At 70.8% G+C, this 15956-nt stretch carries 17 protein-coding genes; 5 read left to right on the plus strand and 12 right to left on the minus strand.

Features of this window, described 5'->3' with window-relative positions; genetic code table 11:
• Window positions 1-8: 8 nt before the first annotated feature.
• From ACBY01_RS08920 to ACBY01_RS08960, 9 genes are all read right to left on the minus strand, one after another.
• Window positions 9-2072, minus strand: a complete 2064-nt coding sequence (locus ACBY01_RS08920) for a TonB-dependent receptor (RefSeq protein ID WP_416460454.1) — start codon at window positions 2070-2072, stop codon at window positions 9-11.
• 172 nt (window positions 2073-2244) lie between these two features.
• Window positions 2245-2604 (minus strand): hypothetical protein, encoded by a 360-nt coding sequence (locus ACBY01_RS08925; RefSeq protein WP_416460455.1) that lies wholly within the window; start codon window positions 2602-2604, stop codon window positions 2245-2247.
• 72 nt (window positions 2605-2676) lie between these two features.
• A complete protein-coding gene (gene phoB / locus ACBY01_RS08930; protein WP_416460456.1) occupies window positions 2677-3369 on the minus strand; it encodes a phosphate regulon transcriptional regulator PhoB in 693 nt (230 codons plus the stop codon).
• A 7-nt stretch (window positions 3370-3376) separates the two neighbouring features.
• Complete coding sequence (phoU, locus tag ACBY01_RS08935) at window positions 3377-4075, minus strand: phosphate signaling complex protein PhoU (RefSeq protein ID WP_416460457.1); 699 nt, start codon at window positions 4073-4075, stop codon at window positions 3377-3379.
• Between the two features lie 10 nt (window positions 4076-4085).
• Window positions 4086-4832 (minus strand): phosphate ABC transporter ATP-binding protein PstB, encoded by a 747-nt coding sequence (pstB, locus tag ACBY01_RS08940; protein ID WP_416460494.1) that lies wholly within the window; start codon window positions 4830-4832, stop codon window positions 4086-4088.
• Between the two features lie 29 nt (window positions 4833-4861).
• Window positions 4862-6157: a phosphate ABC transporter permease PstA gene (pstA, locus tag ACBY01_RS08945; protein WP_416460458.1), complete on the minus strand. Its 1296-nt coding sequence runs from the start codon at window positions 6155-6157 to the stop codon at window positions 4862-4864.
• Window positions 6150-7526: a phosphate ABC transporter permease subunit PstC gene (pstC, locus tag ACBY01_RS08950; protein ID WP_416460459.1), complete on the minus strand. Its 1377-nt coding sequence runs from the start codon at window positions 7524-7526 to the stop codon at window positions 6150-6152. The genes pstA and pstC overlap by 8 nt, the downstream gene beginning before the upstream one ends.
• Window positions 7527-7533: 7 nt before the next feature.
• Window positions 7534-8565 carry a substrate-binding domain-containing protein gene (locus ACBY01_RS08955; RefSeq protein ID WP_416460460.1) on the minus strand — a complete coding sequence of 344 codons (1032 nt, stop codon included), beginning with the start codon at window positions 8563-8565 and terminating at the stop codon, window positions 7534-7536.
• 73 nt (window positions 8566-8638) lie between these two features.
• A complete protein-coding gene (locus ACBY01_RS08960) occupies window positions 8639-9847 on the minus strand; it encodes an ATP-binding protein (RefSeq protein ID WP_416460461.1) in 1209 nt (402 codons plus the stop codon).
• Window positions 9848-9966: 119 nt separating this feature from the next.
• On the opposite strand from ACBY01_RS08960, the gene ACBY01_RS08965 reads away from it, so the two are divergent.
• Genes ACBY01_RS08965 through ACBY01_RS08980 form a run of 4 tightly spaced genes read left to right on the plus strand, consistent with a single transcriptional unit; the run spans window position 9967 to window position 12569 of the window.
• A complete protein-coding gene (locus ACBY01_RS08965; RefSeq protein WP_416460462.1) occupies window positions 9967-10401 on the plus strand; it encodes a hypothetical protein in 435 nt (144 codons plus the stop codon).
• A 13-nt stretch (window positions 10402-10414) separates the two neighbouring features.
• A complete protein-coding gene (locus tag ACBY01_RS08970; RefSeq protein ID WP_416460463.1) occupies window positions 10415-10708 on the plus strand; it encodes an HPr-rel-A system PqqD family peptide chaperone in 294 nt (97 codons plus the stop codon).
• Window positions 10705-11568 (plus strand): HprK-related kinase A, encoded by an 864-nt coding sequence (locus tag ACBY01_RS08975; RefSeq protein ID WP_416460464.1) that lies wholly within the window; start codon window positions 10705-10707, stop codon window positions 11566-11568. Before ACBY01_RS08970 ends, ACBY01_RS08975 begins: the two co-directional genes overlap by 4 nt.
• Window positions 11565-12569, plus strand: coding sequence for a nucleotidyltransferase domain-containing protein (locus ACBY01_RS08980; protein ID WP_416460465.1), 1005 nt, complete (start codon window positions 11565-11567; stop codon window positions 12567-12569). Before ACBY01_RS08975 ends, ACBY01_RS08980 begins: the two co-directional genes overlap by 4 nt.
• Here ACBY01_RS08980 and ACBY01_RS08985 read toward each other — a convergent pair.
• Genes ACBY01_RS08985 through ACBY01_RS08995 form a run of 3 tightly spaced genes read right to left on the minus strand, consistent with a single transcriptional unit; the run spans window position 12559 to window position 14525 of the window.
• Window positions 12559-13032 carry an OsmC family protein gene (locus ACBY01_RS08985; RefSeq protein WP_416460466.1) on the minus strand — a complete coding sequence of 158 codons (474 nt, stop codon included), beginning with the start codon at window positions 13030-13032 and terminating at the stop codon, window positions 12559-12561. The genes ACBY01_RS08980 and ACBY01_RS08985 overlap by 11 nt on opposite strands.
• A gap of 10 nt (window positions 13033-13042) precedes the next feature.
• A complete protein-coding gene (locus ACBY01_RS08990; protein WP_416460467.1) occupies window positions 13043-13834 on the minus strand; it encodes an SDR family NAD(P)-dependent oxidoreductase in 792 nt (263 codons plus the stop codon).
• 7 nt (window positions 13835-13841) lie between these two features.
• Complete coding sequence (locus ACBY01_RS08995; RefSeq protein WP_416460468.1) at window positions 13842-14525, minus strand: HAD hydrolase-like protein; 684 nt, start codon at window positions 14523-14525, stop codon at window positions 13842-13844.
• 74 nt (window positions 14526-14599) lie between these two features.
• On the opposite strand from ACBY01_RS08995, the gene glmU reads away from it, so the two are divergent.
• A complete protein-coding gene (glmU, locus tag ACBY01_RS09000; protein ID WP_416460469.1) occupies window positions 14600-15955 on the plus strand; it encodes a bifunctional UDP-N-acetylglucosamine diphosphorylase/glucosamine-1-phosphate N-acetyltransferase GlmU in 1356 nt (451 codons plus the stop codon).
• Window position 15956 lies beyond the last annotated feature (1 nt).

Raw genomic sequence — 15956 nt, forward strand, 5'->3', positions numbered from 1 at the left:
TCCCTAGACTAGCCGCGGTAGCGCAGTCCGACCCACAGCGTGCGGGGCGAGGCCCGCTCGACCACGTCGGCGCCGCTGATCCCGGTTTCGACCCGCTCGTCGAACAGGTTCTCGCCGCGAAGCTCGACCGAGAAGCCCGCCGTCACCGGCGCGGCGAAGAAGGCGTCGACCGTCGTCGCGGGCGCCAGCGCCTCGTCGTTGGCGTCGTCCTCGAACTGGCGCGCGGCGTGGCGCAGCGTCAGCCCTGCGCCCCAATCGCCGCGGCGCCAGTCGACCGTCGCCGACACCAGGTCGCGCGGTGTCTGCGCCGGCCGCAGCCCGTCGAGTGCCGCCGCGCTGCCCGACGCCTCGACGCGCGGGTCGGTGTGCGACCAGGACACGCGCGCACCGATCGGCCCCGGGCGGTAGGATGCATCGAGTTCGAACCCCTTGGACTCGATCGCGTCGAGGTTGCGGCGGACGCGATAGACGCCGGCCGCCGACACGAAGCCGACACCGGGAAAGGTGCCGGGGCCGCGCCCTTCGGTGACGTTGGCGATCGCGTCCTCCAGCCGGTTCCAGAAGACGGTGCCCGAGATCTCCATCCCCGGCAGCGGCGTGAGGCTGAACCCACCCTCCGCGCCGGTCAGCCGCTCCGGCGAAAGCTCCGGGTTGGCGGCGGTCGCATCGGGGCCGACGCGATAAGGGCGGTAGAGCTCGTTGAGCGTCGGCAGGCGCCAGCCGCGGTAGGCGGCGGCGCGCAGCGCCAGCGCGTGGTTCGCCTGCCAGGCGATGCCCGCGCGGCCGGTCGCTTCCGACCCGTCGCGATCGGCGAAGCGGGTGTCGGTAAGCGCCGCGCCGCCGGCGAGCGGGCGCTCCTCCAGTTGCCCATCTTCGATCCGCCACCAGTCGATGCGGCCGCCGAGCGAGAGGGTGATCGCGCTCAAGGCGGCGGAGCCGTCCGCGAACAGGCCGGTCGTCTGGGTGCGTCCGCCGGTCTCACGCCGGCGCGTGGGGCTGCCGGCGACGAAGGTGTAGCGCTCCTGCGTGCGTCCTTCGAGCGCGCGGACGTCGCCACCCAGACGCAGCGACAGCCCGGTGCCGAGCGGCGGGGCCACTTCGAACCGGGCGCCGACACCGGTGGCGGGCACGTTGTACTGGTCGAGCGACTGGTTGGCGGTGCTGCGGGTGGCGTCGACGCTGGCGAAGCTGCTCGCGAACGCGCGCGTCTGGACATAGCCGAGCGCCGACCAGCCCCAGCGGCCGCGCCCGACCAGCCGGACGCTCGCGTCGGCGCCCTCGCTGCGGTTGTCGGTGAAGGCGGTCCCGCGCTGGCGCCGGTCGGTGAAGGCGCTGACGTTGACCTGCGCCTCGGTCTGCGGGGCGATGGCGATGCCCGCGCGGATCGCGCCAGACGCCTGCTCGTAGGGAGCCGCACGATCGGCGGCGCCGCGATCTTCCGCCACGACGGGCACGAAGCCGTCGCCGCGGGCATAGGCGCCCGAAACGGTCGCGAAGCCGCTGCCGCGGACCAGCGCCGCCGATCCGCTCGCCTCCAGGGAGTCGCGGCTGCCATAGGCAAGCGCGGCGGTGAGCGGCGAGAGCTGGTCGGGGGTGGCGCTGTCGATCTCGACCGTGCCGGCGAGCGCGCCCGGCCCCCAGAAGCCGCTGCCGCCGCCGCGGGTCACGCGGATGCGACCGAGCCGGTCAGTGGCATAGGCGGGGAAGGCGACCCAGCCGCCGAACGGATCGGACTGCGGCACGCCGTCGAGGATGAGCAATGCGCGGCTCGACGCGTTGCCGCCGATGCCCCGCAGCGAAAGCCCCTGCGCGGTCGGATGGGCGGAGCGGGAGTCGGCGCGGCGGAACTGCTGCAGCCCCGCGGCATCGGCGAGCAGCGTCTCCAGGCGATGGCTCGCTTCGGTGAGGATACGCGCCCGGTCGATCTCGACCACCGCTACGGTCGCTTCGGCGGGCGTCTCCAGCCCGCGTCCGGTGACGACGATCTCGGCGGGGGCGGGAGCCTCCTGTGCAGCGGCGGTGGCGGCGGGCAGCGACGCGACCAGCGCAGCGACGGCAGGCGACAGCTTCATCACGGGATCCTCGGCAGGGGCGGGTGGGTGCCCTACGCGCTAAACGCCGTAACGCGAACGGAAATCTCGCGCTTCCGCTGCGAAGCCGACCGTCGCCCGGTGCCCGGACAGCCAAACGCGCGCCCTCCACTGGGGAGGACGCGCGTCGCTGGCGCTTGGGACGCTTAGGGGCTTACTTGCCGCCGGGGTTACGGCAGCCGTCCTTCACGGTCTTCGAGCAGACCGGGTAGTTGTCCTGTGCGGCCGGCGGCGGGTTGGTCGCCGGCGGGGCGAAGGTGACCGGGCCGGTCGTGTTCGGGCTCATCGTCGACGAAGGCGGCGCCGTGGTCGTGGTATCCGGCGTCATCGTCGTGTCGGGCGCCATCGTGTCCGGCGCGGTCGAGTCCGGCGTCATCGGCATGGTCGAATCGGTGGTGGGCGGCGCCGTCTGGTCCATCGGCGTCGACTGCATCGGGTCGCCCGGCGGCGGGGTGACCTGGGCGACGGCGGCGCTGCTGAGCGTCAGGGCGGCGGCAAGGGCAAGGAGCTTCATTCGATCTTCTCCTGGAATTGGTTTCAGCCGCCGTTCAACGCGCCATTTTGCGATTCTTTCCGTTGGTTCCGCTCAGTTCCCCGCATCCAAGGCATAGCCTGCCGAACGGACGGTGCGGATGATGTCGGGCATGCCGTCGCCGTTGATCGCCTTGCGCAGCCGGCGGATGTGGACGTCGACGGTGCGCGTCTCGATTTCCGTGTCGCGTCCCCACACGGCGTCGAGCAGCCGCTCGCGTGAGAAGACCCAGCCGGGATGCTGGAGGAAGTGCTTCAGCAGCCGGAATTCGGTGGGGCCGAGCGGCACGATCTCGCCCGCGCGGCGGACCTTGTGGCCGACGGTGTCCATCTCGATGTCGGCGTAGCTCAGCGTCTCCCCGGCGAGCGCCGGGCGGACGCGGCGGAGCACCGCGTTGACGCGCGCGACCAGCTCGCGCGGGGAGAAGGGCTTGGTGACGTAATCGTCCGCGCCGGTTTCCAGCCCGCGCACCCGGTCCTCCTCCTCGCCACGTGCGGTGAGCATGATGATGGGCACGTTCGCGGTCTCGGGCGCGCGGCGCAGGCGGCGGCACACCTCGATGCCCGACAGCCCCTCGACCATCCAGTCGAGCAGCACGAGATCGGGCGTGGCTTCCCGCGCGAGGAGCAGCGCCTCCTCGCCATCGGGGGTGTGGCGGACGTCGAAGTCCTCGCGTCGGAAATGGTAGGCCAGCAGCTCGGCGAGCGCGGCATCGTCCTCCACCAGCAGCATGCTTGCCTTGGTCATGATCCCCTCAGTCGTCGGAGGGGGCGGCCGGCTCGCGGTCGCCCAGGTAGCGGCCGGTCGCCGCGAAATAGACCATCTCGGCCACGTTGGTGGCGTGGTCGCCGATCCGCTCGAGGTTCTTGGCGACGAACAGCAGATGCGCGACCTGGCCGATCGTGCGCGGGTTCTCCACCATGAAGGTCACGAGCGTGCGGAAGATGCTGTCGTAGAAGTCGTCGAGCGCGCGGTCGCGCTCGCACACCGCCACCGCCGCCTCGGCGTTGCGCGCCGAAAAGGCGTCGAGCACGTCGTGGACCATGTCGCTCGCCATCTGCGCCATCGCCGGCAGCAGCGACACCGCCTCGATCCGGTCCTCGCCCTGGTGGATCATCGGCACGCGCTTGGCGATGCCCTTGGCATAGTCGCCGATGCGCTCGACCACCGCGGCGATCTTGAGCGCGGCGACCACCTCGCGCAGGTCGTCCGCCATCGGCGCGCGCAGCGCGATCACGCGCACCACCAGCCGCTCGACCTCGCCCTGCAGCGCGTCGATCTTCTCGTCGGCCGAGCGCACTTCCCTGGCGAGCGTCGGGTCGTTGCGCTGGAGCGCGAGCATCGCATCGGAGATGCCCTGTTCGGCCAGCCCGCCCATCTGCGAAATCAGCGCACGCAGATGGCCGATCTCCTCGTCGAACGCCTTGACCGTATGTTCGTGGCCTGCTGGCATGCTCGTCTCCTCAGCCGTAGCGGCCGGTGATGTAATCCTTGGTCCGCTCCTGGCGGGGATTGGTGAAGATCTCGGACGTGACGCCATATTCCACCAGGGTGCCCAGGTGGAAAAAGGCGGTGCGCTGCGACACGCGGGCCGCCTGCTGCATGTTGTGGGTGACGATCACGATCGCGTAGCGGCCGCGCAGCGCGTGGATCAGCTCCTCGATCTTGGCAGTGGCGATCGGGTCGAGCGCCGAGCACGGCTCGTCCATCAGGATCACTTCGGGGTCGACCGCGATCGCGCGGGCGATGCACAGCCGCTGCTGCTGGCCGCCCGACAGCGCGGTGCCGCTGTCGGAGAGGCGGTCCTTGACCTCGTCCCACAGGCCGGCGCGATGCAGCGAGCGTTCGACGATCCCCTCCAGGTCGGCGCGGCTGGAGGCCAGCCCGTGGATGCGCGCGCCGTAGGCGACGTTCTCGAAGATCGACTTGGGGAAGGGGTTCGGCTTCTGGAACACCATGCCGACGCGGGCGCGCAGCTGCACCACGTCCATCGACTTGTCGTAGATGTCCTCGCCGTCGAGGCGGATCTCGCCCGTCACCCGTGCGCTGGCGACCGTGTCGTTCATGCGGTTGAGCGTGCGCAGGAAGGTCGACTTGCCGCAGCCCGACGGGCCGATGAACGCGGTCACCCGGTCCATGTCGACGTCGATCGCCACGTCCTTGATGGCCTGCTTGTCGCCGTAGAAGACGTTGACGCCGCGCGCCGACATCTTCGGGGCGGTGGTCGTGGGGCTATGGTTCACCAGCGGGTCTCGAAACGGTTGCGGAGGTAGATGGCGAAGGCGTTCATCGCGAGCAGGAACGCCAGCAGCACCAGGATCGCGGCCGACGTCTTCTCGACGAAGCCGCGGCTGACCTGGTCGGACCAGAGGAAGATCTGCACCGGCAGCACCGTCGCCGGATCGCTCAGGCCCTCGGGCGACTGGACGATGAAGGCGCGCATGCCGATCATCAGCAGCGGCGCGGTCTCGCCCAGCGCGCGGGCCATGCCGATGATGGTGCCGGTGAGGATGCCGGGCAGCGCCAGCGGCAGGACGTGGTGGAACACCACCTGCACCGGGCTCGCGCCCACGCCCAGCGCCGCGTCGCGGATCGACGGCGGCACCGCCTTGATCGCGTTGCGTCCGGCGATCACGATCACCGGCATGATCATCAGCGCGAGCGTGAGGCCGCCGACGATCGGCGCCGAGCGCGGCAGATTGAACGTGCCGAGGAACAGCGCGAGGCCGAGCAGCCCGAAGATGATCGACGGCACCGCCGCCAGATTGTTGATCGACACCTCGATCAGGTCGGTCCAGCGGTTCTTGGGCGCATATTCCTCGAGATAGAGCGCGGAGAGCACGCCGACCGGGAAGGCGATCAGCAGCGTCACCGCCATCGTCAGCAGCGATCCCTTGAGCGCGCCCCAGATGCCGACCGCGGTCGGGTCGGTCGAATCGGCGCCGGTCAGGAAGCCCCAGTTGAAGCCGCTGCGGATCGCGCCGCTCGCCTTCAGCCGCGCGACCATCTGTTCGGCGGCAGGTTCGCCGGCTCCCTTATAGGCTTCCTCGATGCCGGGGGCGGCGGGCACCCACAGCGTCGTGCGGCGGCCGAGCAGCGTCGGGTCGCCCTTGATCGCGTCGCGCACCGTCAGCCAGGCGCTGTCGGCGACGACCGGCTGCGCCTCGCCGAACGCCTTGGCGGCAGCGGTGCCGGTGGTACCTTCCAGCCCGGCGCCGGACAGCGCCAGGTCGGCACCCGCGCTGGTCAGCTGCTGCGGCGTCACTTCCAGCCGCGCGGCGGCGAGGTCGATCGGCAGCGCCACCTGGGTGCGCTGGAACCCGCCGATGCCGGCGCCCAGCATCGACACCAGCAGGAAGGCGAGGAAGCCCGCCGACATCAGCACCGCCGCCATGCCCATCAGCCGGAAGCGGCGTTCGGCGGCGTAGCGGCGGCGGATGCGCCGCTGCATCGCACCGGTCTTCCAGTCGGTGGGACGGCGCTCGGCCGGCTCGTGGCCTTCGGCGGGGACGCCCGCGACGAGGGGGCTATTCATAGGCTTCCCGATACCGCTTCACGACGCGCAGTGCGACGATGTTGAGGAGCAGGGTGACGACGAACAGCGTCAGTCCCAGCGCGAAGGCGGCGAGCGTCTTGGGGCTGTCGAACTCGGCCTCGCCGGTCAGCAGGTCGACGATCTGCTTGGTAACGGTTGTGGCGCTTTCGAAGGGGTTGAGCGTGATGGTGGCGGCGCCGGAGGCGGCCATCACTACGATCATGGTCTCGCCGATCGCGCGGCTGACTGCGAGCAGCACGCCCGCGACCACGCCGGGAAGGGCGGCAGGCAGCAGCACGCGGCGGATCGTCTCGGAGGTGGTGGCGCCCATCGCCAGGCTGCCGTCGCGCATCGAGCGGGGCACCGCCGCGATCGAATCGTCGGCCATCGAGGAGACGAACGGGATGATCATCACCCCCATCACCAGCCCCGCGGCGAGCGCGCTTTCCGAGCTGGCGTAGGGCATGCCGAGCAGCACCGCGAGGTCACGGATAGCCGGGCCCACCGTCAGCGCGGCGAAATAGCCGTAGACCACGGTCGGGATGCCGGCGAGGATCTCCAGGATCGGCTTCATCCAGCGGCGCGTGGTCGGCCGGGCGTACTGGGTGAGATAGATCGCGCTCATCAACCCGAACGGGATCGCCACCAGCATCGCGATCACCGCGCCGATGAAGAAGGTGCCCCAGAACAGCGGCACCGCCCCCAGCGTCTCGCCCGGATCGCTCGCGCGGATCACCTGCGGGCTCCAGCGCGTGCCGAACAGGAAGTCGGTGATCGGCACGATCGAGAAGAAGCGGCCGCTTTCGAACAGCAGCGACAGGAAGATGCCGAGCGTGGTGAGGATCGCGATCAGCGACGCGCCGAGCAGCAGCAGCATCACCGCGCGCTCGACGCGGGTGCGGGCGCGGAACTCGGGTCGGATGCGGGTGAAGGCGAAGGCGGCACCGGCGAAGGCGAGCAGCAGCGCAACCGCAGTGCCGATCCAGCGATAGCGCGCCTGGGCGGTCGCATAGACCGGCGCCAGTGGCTCGGACAGCGGGTTGAACGCGCCGAACGCCGTGCCGTCGGCGAGGGCACGCGCCTCGGACAGCACGGCGGCGCGCTCGAAGCCGTCGCTCGGCAGCGTCGCGGCGGCGGGGCTGGCGAGTACCGCCTCCTGCGCCAGCTGCGGGGCGATCGCCGACCAGGCGGCGAGGAACAGCAGCGCCGGGATCGCGACCCACATCGCCATGTACCAGCCGTGCTGGCTGGGCAGCGAATGGACGCGTCCGGCACCCAGCCGCACGAAGCTGCCGGCGCGGGCGCGGGCGACGATCCAGCCGATCAGCGCGAGGCCGATCAGCAGGAAGAAGAGGGCGAAGCTGCTCATGGTCGGATCAATGCAGGGTTGCGGGGTCGAGCGGGGTACCCCCGGCGAGGATCGCGCGCGCGGCGGTGCGGATCGCGTCGGGCGCGGCGATCATCCCGCGGCGGGTGAGGGGGCCGTCGGGGCCCCAGGAGTCGGCGTAGCGGGTGAGGAAGTCGGTCATCCCCGGCACCGCGCGCAGATGCGCCTTCTTCACATAGATGTAGAGCGGCCGTGCGCCGGGATAGCGGCCGGTCGAGATCGTCTCGTAGCTCGGCGCGACGCCGTCGAGCGGCACGCCGTGCAGCCGGCTGCGGTTCTCCTCCAGATAGCTGAAGCCGAACACGCCGATCGCGTTGGGGTTGGTCGAAAGGTTCTGGACGATCAGATTGTCGTTCTCACCCTTGTCGACATAGGCGGCGTCGTCGCGGATGCGCGTGCAGACGTCCTCGTAGCGCTCCTTGTCGCGTTCCTTCAGCGCCTTGGCGTCGGGGATCGCCGCTTCGCAGGCGGGGACCATCACCAGCTCGATCAGCGCGTCGCGCGTGCCGCTGGTCGAGGGCGGGCCGAACACCTGGATCGGCAGGTGCGGCAGCGCCGGATTGACGTCGCTCCAGAAGCGGGCGGTGTTCGGCTTCCCCAGCGGATTGGCCGAGAGCGCGAGATAGACGTCGCGGTCGTTCAGCTGCAGCTTGGGGCCGTTGTTCGATTCGGCCAGCACCACGCCGTCGACGCCGACCTGGACCTCCAGCACCTCCTTGACGCCGTTGGCGATGCAACCCTGCATTTCCGTCTTCTTGATCCTGCGCGAGGCGTTGAGGATGTCGGGATGCTGCGGGCCGACGCCGCCGCAGAACAGCTTCACGCCCGCACCGGTGCCGGTCGATTCGATCACCGGCGCACGCAGCGCGGGATTGGCGTTGATCATCGCCTCCGCGACCGCGGTCGTGAAGGGGAAGACAGTCGAGGAGCCGACCACCCGGATCTGGTCCCGCGAGACGTTGCGGTCGCACGCCGCCAGCGCGAGCAGCGCGGCGGTGGCAATCGCGATGCGGCGGATCATCCTATTCTCCCCCGGGCGAGCGCGGGACGCGCCGTTGCCGTCTTCGCCGCCCTTCCGCACGATGGTTGCGCTTTTATGACAGTGGCTCGTCGCGGGACACCGGCAGCAGCACCGTGACCGTGGTTCCCACCCCGACGGTGCTCGCGATTTCGAGCCGCCCACGATGGCGCTCGACGATATGGCGAACGATCGACAGGCCGAGGCCGGTACCGCCGACCGAGCGGCTGCGGCCGGCGTCGACGCGGTAGAATCGCTCGGTGAGGCGGGGCAGGTGATTGGCCGGGATACCCTCGCCCTGATCGGTGACGCGCAGCCGGACCATGTCGCCGGCGGGTTCGAGCTCCACCAGCACCGGCGTCCCCGGCCTGCCATAGGCCATCGCGTTGCCGACGATGTTATGGAGCAGCTGCGACAGCTGGGTGCGATCCCCCTTGATCGGCGGCACCTCGGCGAGTTCGAGGTTCAGGTCGCGGCCGCGACCGCCGTGGAGGTCGGCGACGGCGCCGCGTACCTCGCGCACCAGCGTGTCGAGCGCGACCACCGCGTCCGGCGCCTGGAACTTGCCCGCCTCGATACGCGACAGCGAAATCAACTCGTCGATCAGCCGCTGCATCCGGCGCGTCTCGTCGAGCATGATGCCCAGGAAGCGATCGCGCAGCTGCGGATCCTCGCCGGCTTCCTCGCGCAGCGTCTCGGCGAAGCCGCGCAGCGACGCGAGCGGGGTGCGCAGTTCGTGGCTGGCGTTGGCGACGAAGTCGACGCGCATCCGCTCGGCGGCGTGCAACTGGGTCTGGTCGACCAGCTGGACAAGGCGGCGCTCGCCGTCGAGCGGGCGCACCCGCATGTCCCAGCGCTGCTCGCGGCTTCCGATGCCCACGAGATGCGTGGTGCTTCCCGCCTCGTCGATCGTCCCGATCAGCGGCTCGGCGGCGGCAGGGTGGCGGATGGCGATGCGGACGTCCTGGTCGACGATATGCGCGCCGAGCAGCGCGCGCGCTGCCTGGTTGGCGCAGGCGACGCGGGTGCCGGCGGTGACGAGCACCGGGCCGGCGAGCGCATCGATCAGCGCCTGCACCCCCAGCGGTTCGGGCGCGGTCCGCGCTTCCGGGCGCGACAGACCTTCGGCCGATTCGCCCGCCGCGGCGATGAGGACGGCGGCGAGGCCGGCGACGGCGGCGACCACCACCGCATTGATGTCGGCGCCGAGCAGGAATCCCGCGATCGCCCCTGCAATCGCCACGCCGGCTGCGACGAGCGTGCGAATCCCCGAACCGGTTCCCATGATCGGCGCTATAGTCGAGCGGCGACGCGGCGGGAACGTCCCGCCGCGATACGGAACGCATCGCCGCCTGCCGCGCTTTGGGATTGCGCGAGCATGCGGCTTCCAACACACAGGGTTACGTGAGCGACGATCAGACTCCCCCCGGCACCGACGCCGGACAGGCCCCCGAGCGGGACGACGCCCGATCCACTTTGGGTCGGCGGACGCTGCTGCTCGGCGCGGCGGGCGCGTCGGCCGTGGTGTCGATCCGCCCGGCGCTGGCGCACACCGCCGCGTCGGTGTCGAACTGCGAGATTCCGGTGCCCGATCCCGGCCGCGCCGGCAGCTACGTCGCCGCCAACGGCGACCTGGTGCCCGCCGGCACGCGCGGCGCCTTTCCGGGCGCGCGCAAGCCGTTTCGCGCGGCCGACGTCAAGCGGGCGGTCAACAGCGGCATGAACCTGCCCGGCACCTCGCGCGACCAGTCGCGGGCCTACACCAACTACATCCGCCGGCTGCAGTCCGGGACCAGCGGGTTCACCTGCTTCGCCTCGCTGCAGATGCCGCGCGGCTGATCCGCGCCTCCGGATGGCGGCCGCCGCGGGTGCCGACGACCCACGCTACCATGCGCCGCCGGCGGGGGCGCTGCGGATGGTGCCGCTGGACGAGCTGACCGCGCTCTATCACCGCGCCTCGGGCCAGACGCATCTGGTCGCGGCGCCCGTGCCGGAAATCCTCGCGCTGCTCGGCGAAACCCCGGCGAGCCTCGGCGGACTGCTCGACCGGCTGGCGGTGCGCTACGACCTCGCGGATCCCGACGCGGCTGTGCTTGCGGCGCGGCTCGCCGAGCTCGAAGCGCTCGGGCTGGTGACGCGCGGGTGAGGCACGTCCATGCGCTGCGGATCGGCCCGGCGGGGTTTCGCGTCGGCTCCGACTGGCGGGGACCGGTCGCGGAACTGGCGGCGCTCTACGACGACTATCCCGCGCCGGTCGACGGCATCCCGGACTTCACCGTCCGGTTGTTCGCGGCGCGACCGTGGCGGCGGGTGCTGCGGCCGTCGGTGACGATCGGCGGCGACTATGTGCTGCCCGACGCCTTGCCGCTGCCGCTGCGTCTGGGGCTGCTCGCCGCGGAAATGGGCATGAACCTGCAGATGGCGCTGGGCCAGCGCCGCTACCTGCTGCTCCACGCCGCGACGGTGGAGCGCGACGGCCGCGCGCTGCTGATGACCGGCGTGTCGGGATCGGGCAAGTCGACGCTGGCGGCGCTGCTGATGGCGCGCGGCTGGCGGCTGATGGGCGACGAGTTCGCGCTGATCGACCCCGCCAGCGGGATGGTGCACGGCTTCCCGCGGCTGGTGAGCCTGAAGAACCAGGCGATCGGGGTAGTGGAGCGCGCGCTTCCCGCCGGGCGCTTCGGCCCGCTTCAGCCGGATACGCCGAAGGGAACGATCCGCCACCTGAAGCCCGATCCCGGCTCGGTCGCGGCGATGGACGTGCCGGCGATGCCGGTCGCGATCCTCTTTCCCAGCTTCGGCCACGCGGCGGAGGTGCGCGCGGTGCCGCCGACCGAAACCTTCGTGCGGCTCACCCAGGCGTCTACCAACTATGTCACGCTCGGCGAGCGCGGGTTCGACGCGCTCACGCGGCTGGTGACCGGCGTGCCCGCGCACGCGATCGACTATCCCGACACCGAGACCGCGATCGCGATGGCCGAGCAGCTGTGGGAAGCGGCGGGATGAGCGCTGCACTGCTGGTCCGCGCGCTGCGCGATCCCGCCTCCACCGCGACGCTCGACGCCGCGGGCTGGACCGCGCTGATCGCGGCGGCGCGTGCGGAGCAGACCGTCGGGACGCTCGCGCACCGGCTGCACGGTCTGCCAAAGCCGGCGGCGGCCGAGCGGATCCTCGCGGATGCACGAGCCTCGGCGGAACAGGGCCGGACGCAGGCGCTGTGGGAAGCGGAAATGGCGGCCCACGCCCTGCTGCCGCTCGGAGTGCCGGTCGTGCTGCTCAAGGGTACCGCCTATGTCGCAGCCGGACTCGCGGCGGGGCAGGGGCGCAGCATCGGCGACCTCGACATTCTGGTACCCCGCGAAGCGCTGGACGGGGTGGAGGCGGCACTGCTCGACGCCGGCTGGGAATGGGTGAAGCCCGATCCGTACGACGACGCCTATTACCGGCGGTGGATGCACGAGCTGCCGCCGCTGATCCATCGCGAGCGCGACCGGATGATCGACGTCCATCACACGATCCTGCCGCTGACCGCGAAGCCAACGCCCGACGCGGCGGCGTTGTTGGCCGACAGTGTGCCGCTCGCCAACGGGACGCGCGTGCTCTCGCCCGAGGACATGATCTGCCACGCCGTCGCGCATCTGTTCGCCGACGGCGACCTCTCGGGCGGCGTGCGCAACCTGTGGGACCTCCACTGCCTGCTCGACGGCTTCGACGCGCCCGAGGCGCTCGCCCGGCTGCGCAAGCGGGCGCGGCACCACCGGCTTGCGCCGCACTTGGAACGGGCGTTGCGGTTGCGCGGCTACCTTTACGGCGAGGGCGCGGGGCTGAGCGCGATGGATCGGCTCTACGTTCGGCGCCTGCTTGGACGCGACGACTGGGGCGTGGCGACGCGGCCGTGGACTCGGTTCGGCTTCTATCTGCGTTCGCACGGGCTGCGGATGCCGCCGGCGATGCTCGCGCGTCATCTCTGGACCAAATGGCGCAAGGGCCACCGCGTCAGCCGGTGACGAATACCGGCTCGTGGCGGACCGGGAAGCGGACCGAGCGGGCGATGAAGCACAGCCGTGCCGCCTCGCCGTGGAGGGCGCGAGCCCGGTCGACGTCGTCACCCGGCGCGAGCGTGACCTCCGGCCGCAGCGTGACGCTGGCGAACTCGCCCGAGCAGTCGCCGTTCTCGTGCATCACGCCGGTTGCCGCGTCTCGATACGCCAGCACGCGGATGCCCGCGCTCGCGCAGAGGTGGAGGTACCAGAGCTGGTGGCACGCGGCGAGCGCGCCGACCAGCAGTTCCTCGGGGTTCCAGCGGTCGGCGTCGCCGCGGAAATGCGGGTCGGAAGATCCCGGAATGGCGGGCTTATCGGCTGCGGTCAGCTGGTGGTCGCGGGAATAGCCGGCATAGCCTTGCGTGCCGGCACCGGTGTTGCCGGTCCATTCGATCGCGACCGCGTAGCGATGCGCCTTGCCCGCCATTACCGTCTCCTCAGTGGTAGCGCTCGGCCGGCCGGTCGCGCGAGGCGTTCGGCGCGATCCTCGCCTCGGCCGTGACCAGCGCGTCCCAGTCGCGGATGTCGGGAAGCGACGGGATGCAGACCGGCTCTTCCATCTCCAGCGCGCGCAGCGAGGCGACGACCAGATCGTCGGCCTGCATCACCCGCTCTGGCGGGAAGTTCTCGATCGCGTTGCCGGCGATGGCGTGGAAGTCGGTGGCGATGACGCCCGGGATCAGCAACTGCACGCGCACGCCGCTGTCGGCGAGGTCGAGCTGCATGGTGCGGGTGAAATAGGCGACGAACGCTTTGGTGGCGCCATAGCCGGCGTTTTCGGCGAACTGCATGAACAGCATCGCCGAGCCAACGTTGATGATCGTGCCGCGCCCCTCGGCCCGCATCCGGGCCGCGGCGGCGTGGGCGAGCCGGGCGAAGGCGAGGACGTTGACGCGCACCATCGCTTCCAGCGCCATGGGATCGAGCGCACCGACAGCGCCGCGCGCCGCGAAGCCGGCGTTGTTGACGAACAGGTCGATCGGGTCGCCCTCGGCCAGCCGCGCCTCGACGGTCGCAACGCCCTCGGCCGTTTCGAGGTCGGCGGGAAGGACCTCGACCACGATGTCGTGCACCTCGCACAATTCCTCTGCAAGCGCTTCCAGCCGATCCGCGCGACGTGCGACCAGCACCAGGTCGTGGCCGGTGCGGGCGAGATGGACGGCGAAGCTCTTGCCGATGCCGGCGGAAGCGCCGGTGATCAGCGCGGCGGGTCGATTGGGATTGGTCATGGCCGGCTCAACGCGTCGCGGTGCCCAGCCGCTCCAGCACCGGCAGCAGTTCGTCGTATCGATCGATCACCGCATCGGCTTGCAGTTCCTCGACCGGCTGCATCAGGAAGCCGAAGCTGCAGGCGACCGACGGGATGCCGGCATTGCGCGCCGCGCCGGTGTCGTAGATCGAATCGCCGACGAACGCGGCACGGCCGCCACCGCAGCGGCGGATCATCTCGTCGATCGGCGCCCGGTGCGGCTTGCCGAAGCCTTTGCCCATCGTGTCGCCGCCGATCAGGCAGGCGAAGCGGTCGCGGATGCCGAGCTCGGTCAGCAACCGCTCGGCGAGGGCGGCGAGCTTGTTGGTGACCACCGCCACGGTGACGCCGCGCGCTTCGAGCGCGTCGATCGCCGCCATCGCGCCTTCGAACGGTGCGCTTTCGACGGCGATGTGCGCCTCGTAATGATCGAGCAGCAGCCGATAGAGCCGGTCGAGCTCGGCCTCCGAACAGCCGCCGGTGCTCGCCATCCCCTGCATCAGCATGTGGCGCGCACCGCCGCCGATCATCGGGCGCACCTGGTCGCGGGTCAGCAAGGGCCGCCCGGCATCGGCGAGGGCGTGGTTGAGCGCGTTGGCAAGATCGCCGCTGGTGTCGATCAGCGTGCCGTCCAAGTCGAAGCCGATGATGTCGAAAGGGAAGTCCGTCATGGCACGGCTCATGGGCGCAAGCTGCTGGCAATGGCAAGATCGCCGTGGCAGAGGGCTGCGCCTTGGAGAAGTTCATGACCGCACCGATCGCCGCCATCATCCTTGCCGCGGGCAAGGGCACCCGCATGAAATCGCACCTGCACAAGGTGCTGCACCCAATCGCCTGCCGCCCGATGCTTCTTCATCTTGCCGACAGCGTCGCTGCGCTCGATCCGGCGCACACGGTGGTGGTGGTCGGTTCCGGGCGCGAGCAGGTCGAGGCGGCGGTCGTGCCGCTCGGCATCGCCACCGCGCATCAGGCGGAGCAGCTCGGCACCGGCCATGCCGTCGCGCAGGCCGAGGCGGCGCTCGGCGGCTTCGAGGGCGACGTGCTCATCCTCTACGGCGACGTGCCGCTCGTCTCGACCGAGACGATGCGGCGGATGCTCGACCGGCTGCACGGCGACGATTCCCCGGCGACGGTGGTTCTCGGCTTCCGCCCGTCCGATCCCGGCGCCTACGGCCGGATCGTCGCCGAGGGCGATCGCATCGTGAAGATGGTCGAGTTCAAGGACGCGAGTGCCGAAGAGCGCGCGGAGACGCTGTGCAATTCCGGGCTGATGGCGGTGCGGTCGTCCGATCTGTTCGCGCTGCTCGCGCGCGTCGGCAACGCCAATGCCGCGGGCGAATATTATCTGCCCGACGTGGTGATGCTCGCCGCCGCCGACGGCCGTGTCTCGGCGGTGATCGAAACCGACGCCGCCGAAGTGGCGGGGGTCAACAGCCGCGGCGAACTCGCCGGGGTCGAGGCGGACTGGCAGGCGAGGCGACGCCTGCGGGCAATGACGGAGGGTGCGACGCTGATCGCGCCCGAGACGGTCTGGTTCGCGCACGACACCCAGCTCGGCCGCGACGTGGTGGTCGAACCGAACGTGGTGTTCGGCCCCGGCGTGCGGGTGGCGGACGGTGTCGCGATCCGCGCGTTCAGCCACCTCGAAGGTGCCACGGTAGGCGAGGGGGCGGAGGTCGGCCCCTACGCGCGGCTGCGGCCCGGTGCAGTGCTGGAAGCGCAGGCAAAGGTCGGCAATTTCGTCGAGATGAAGAAGGCGGTCCTCGGCCGCGGTGCCAAGGTCAACCACCTCACCTATCTGGGCGATGCCGAGGTCGGGGCGGGTGCCAACATCGGCGCGGGCACCATCACCTGCAACTACAACGGCTATCTCAAGAACCGCACGCGTATCGGCGAAGGGGCGTTCATCGGATCGAACAGCGCGCTGGTCGCGCCGGTGACGATCGGCGCCGGCGCGATCGTCGCCGCGGGATCGGTGATCACGCGCGACGTCGAACCCGACGCGCTGGTCGCGGCGCGTGGACGACAGGAAGTGCGCCCCGGATGGGCGCGGGGTTTTCGAGAGAAGATGGCGGCACTCAAGGCGGCGGGAAAACGATAAG

The organism is Sphingomonas mangrovi (assembly GCF_047975845.1).
Classification (GTDB): domain Bacteria; phylum Pseudomonadota; class Alphaproteobacteria; order Sphingomonadales; family Sphingomonadaceae; genus Sphingomonas.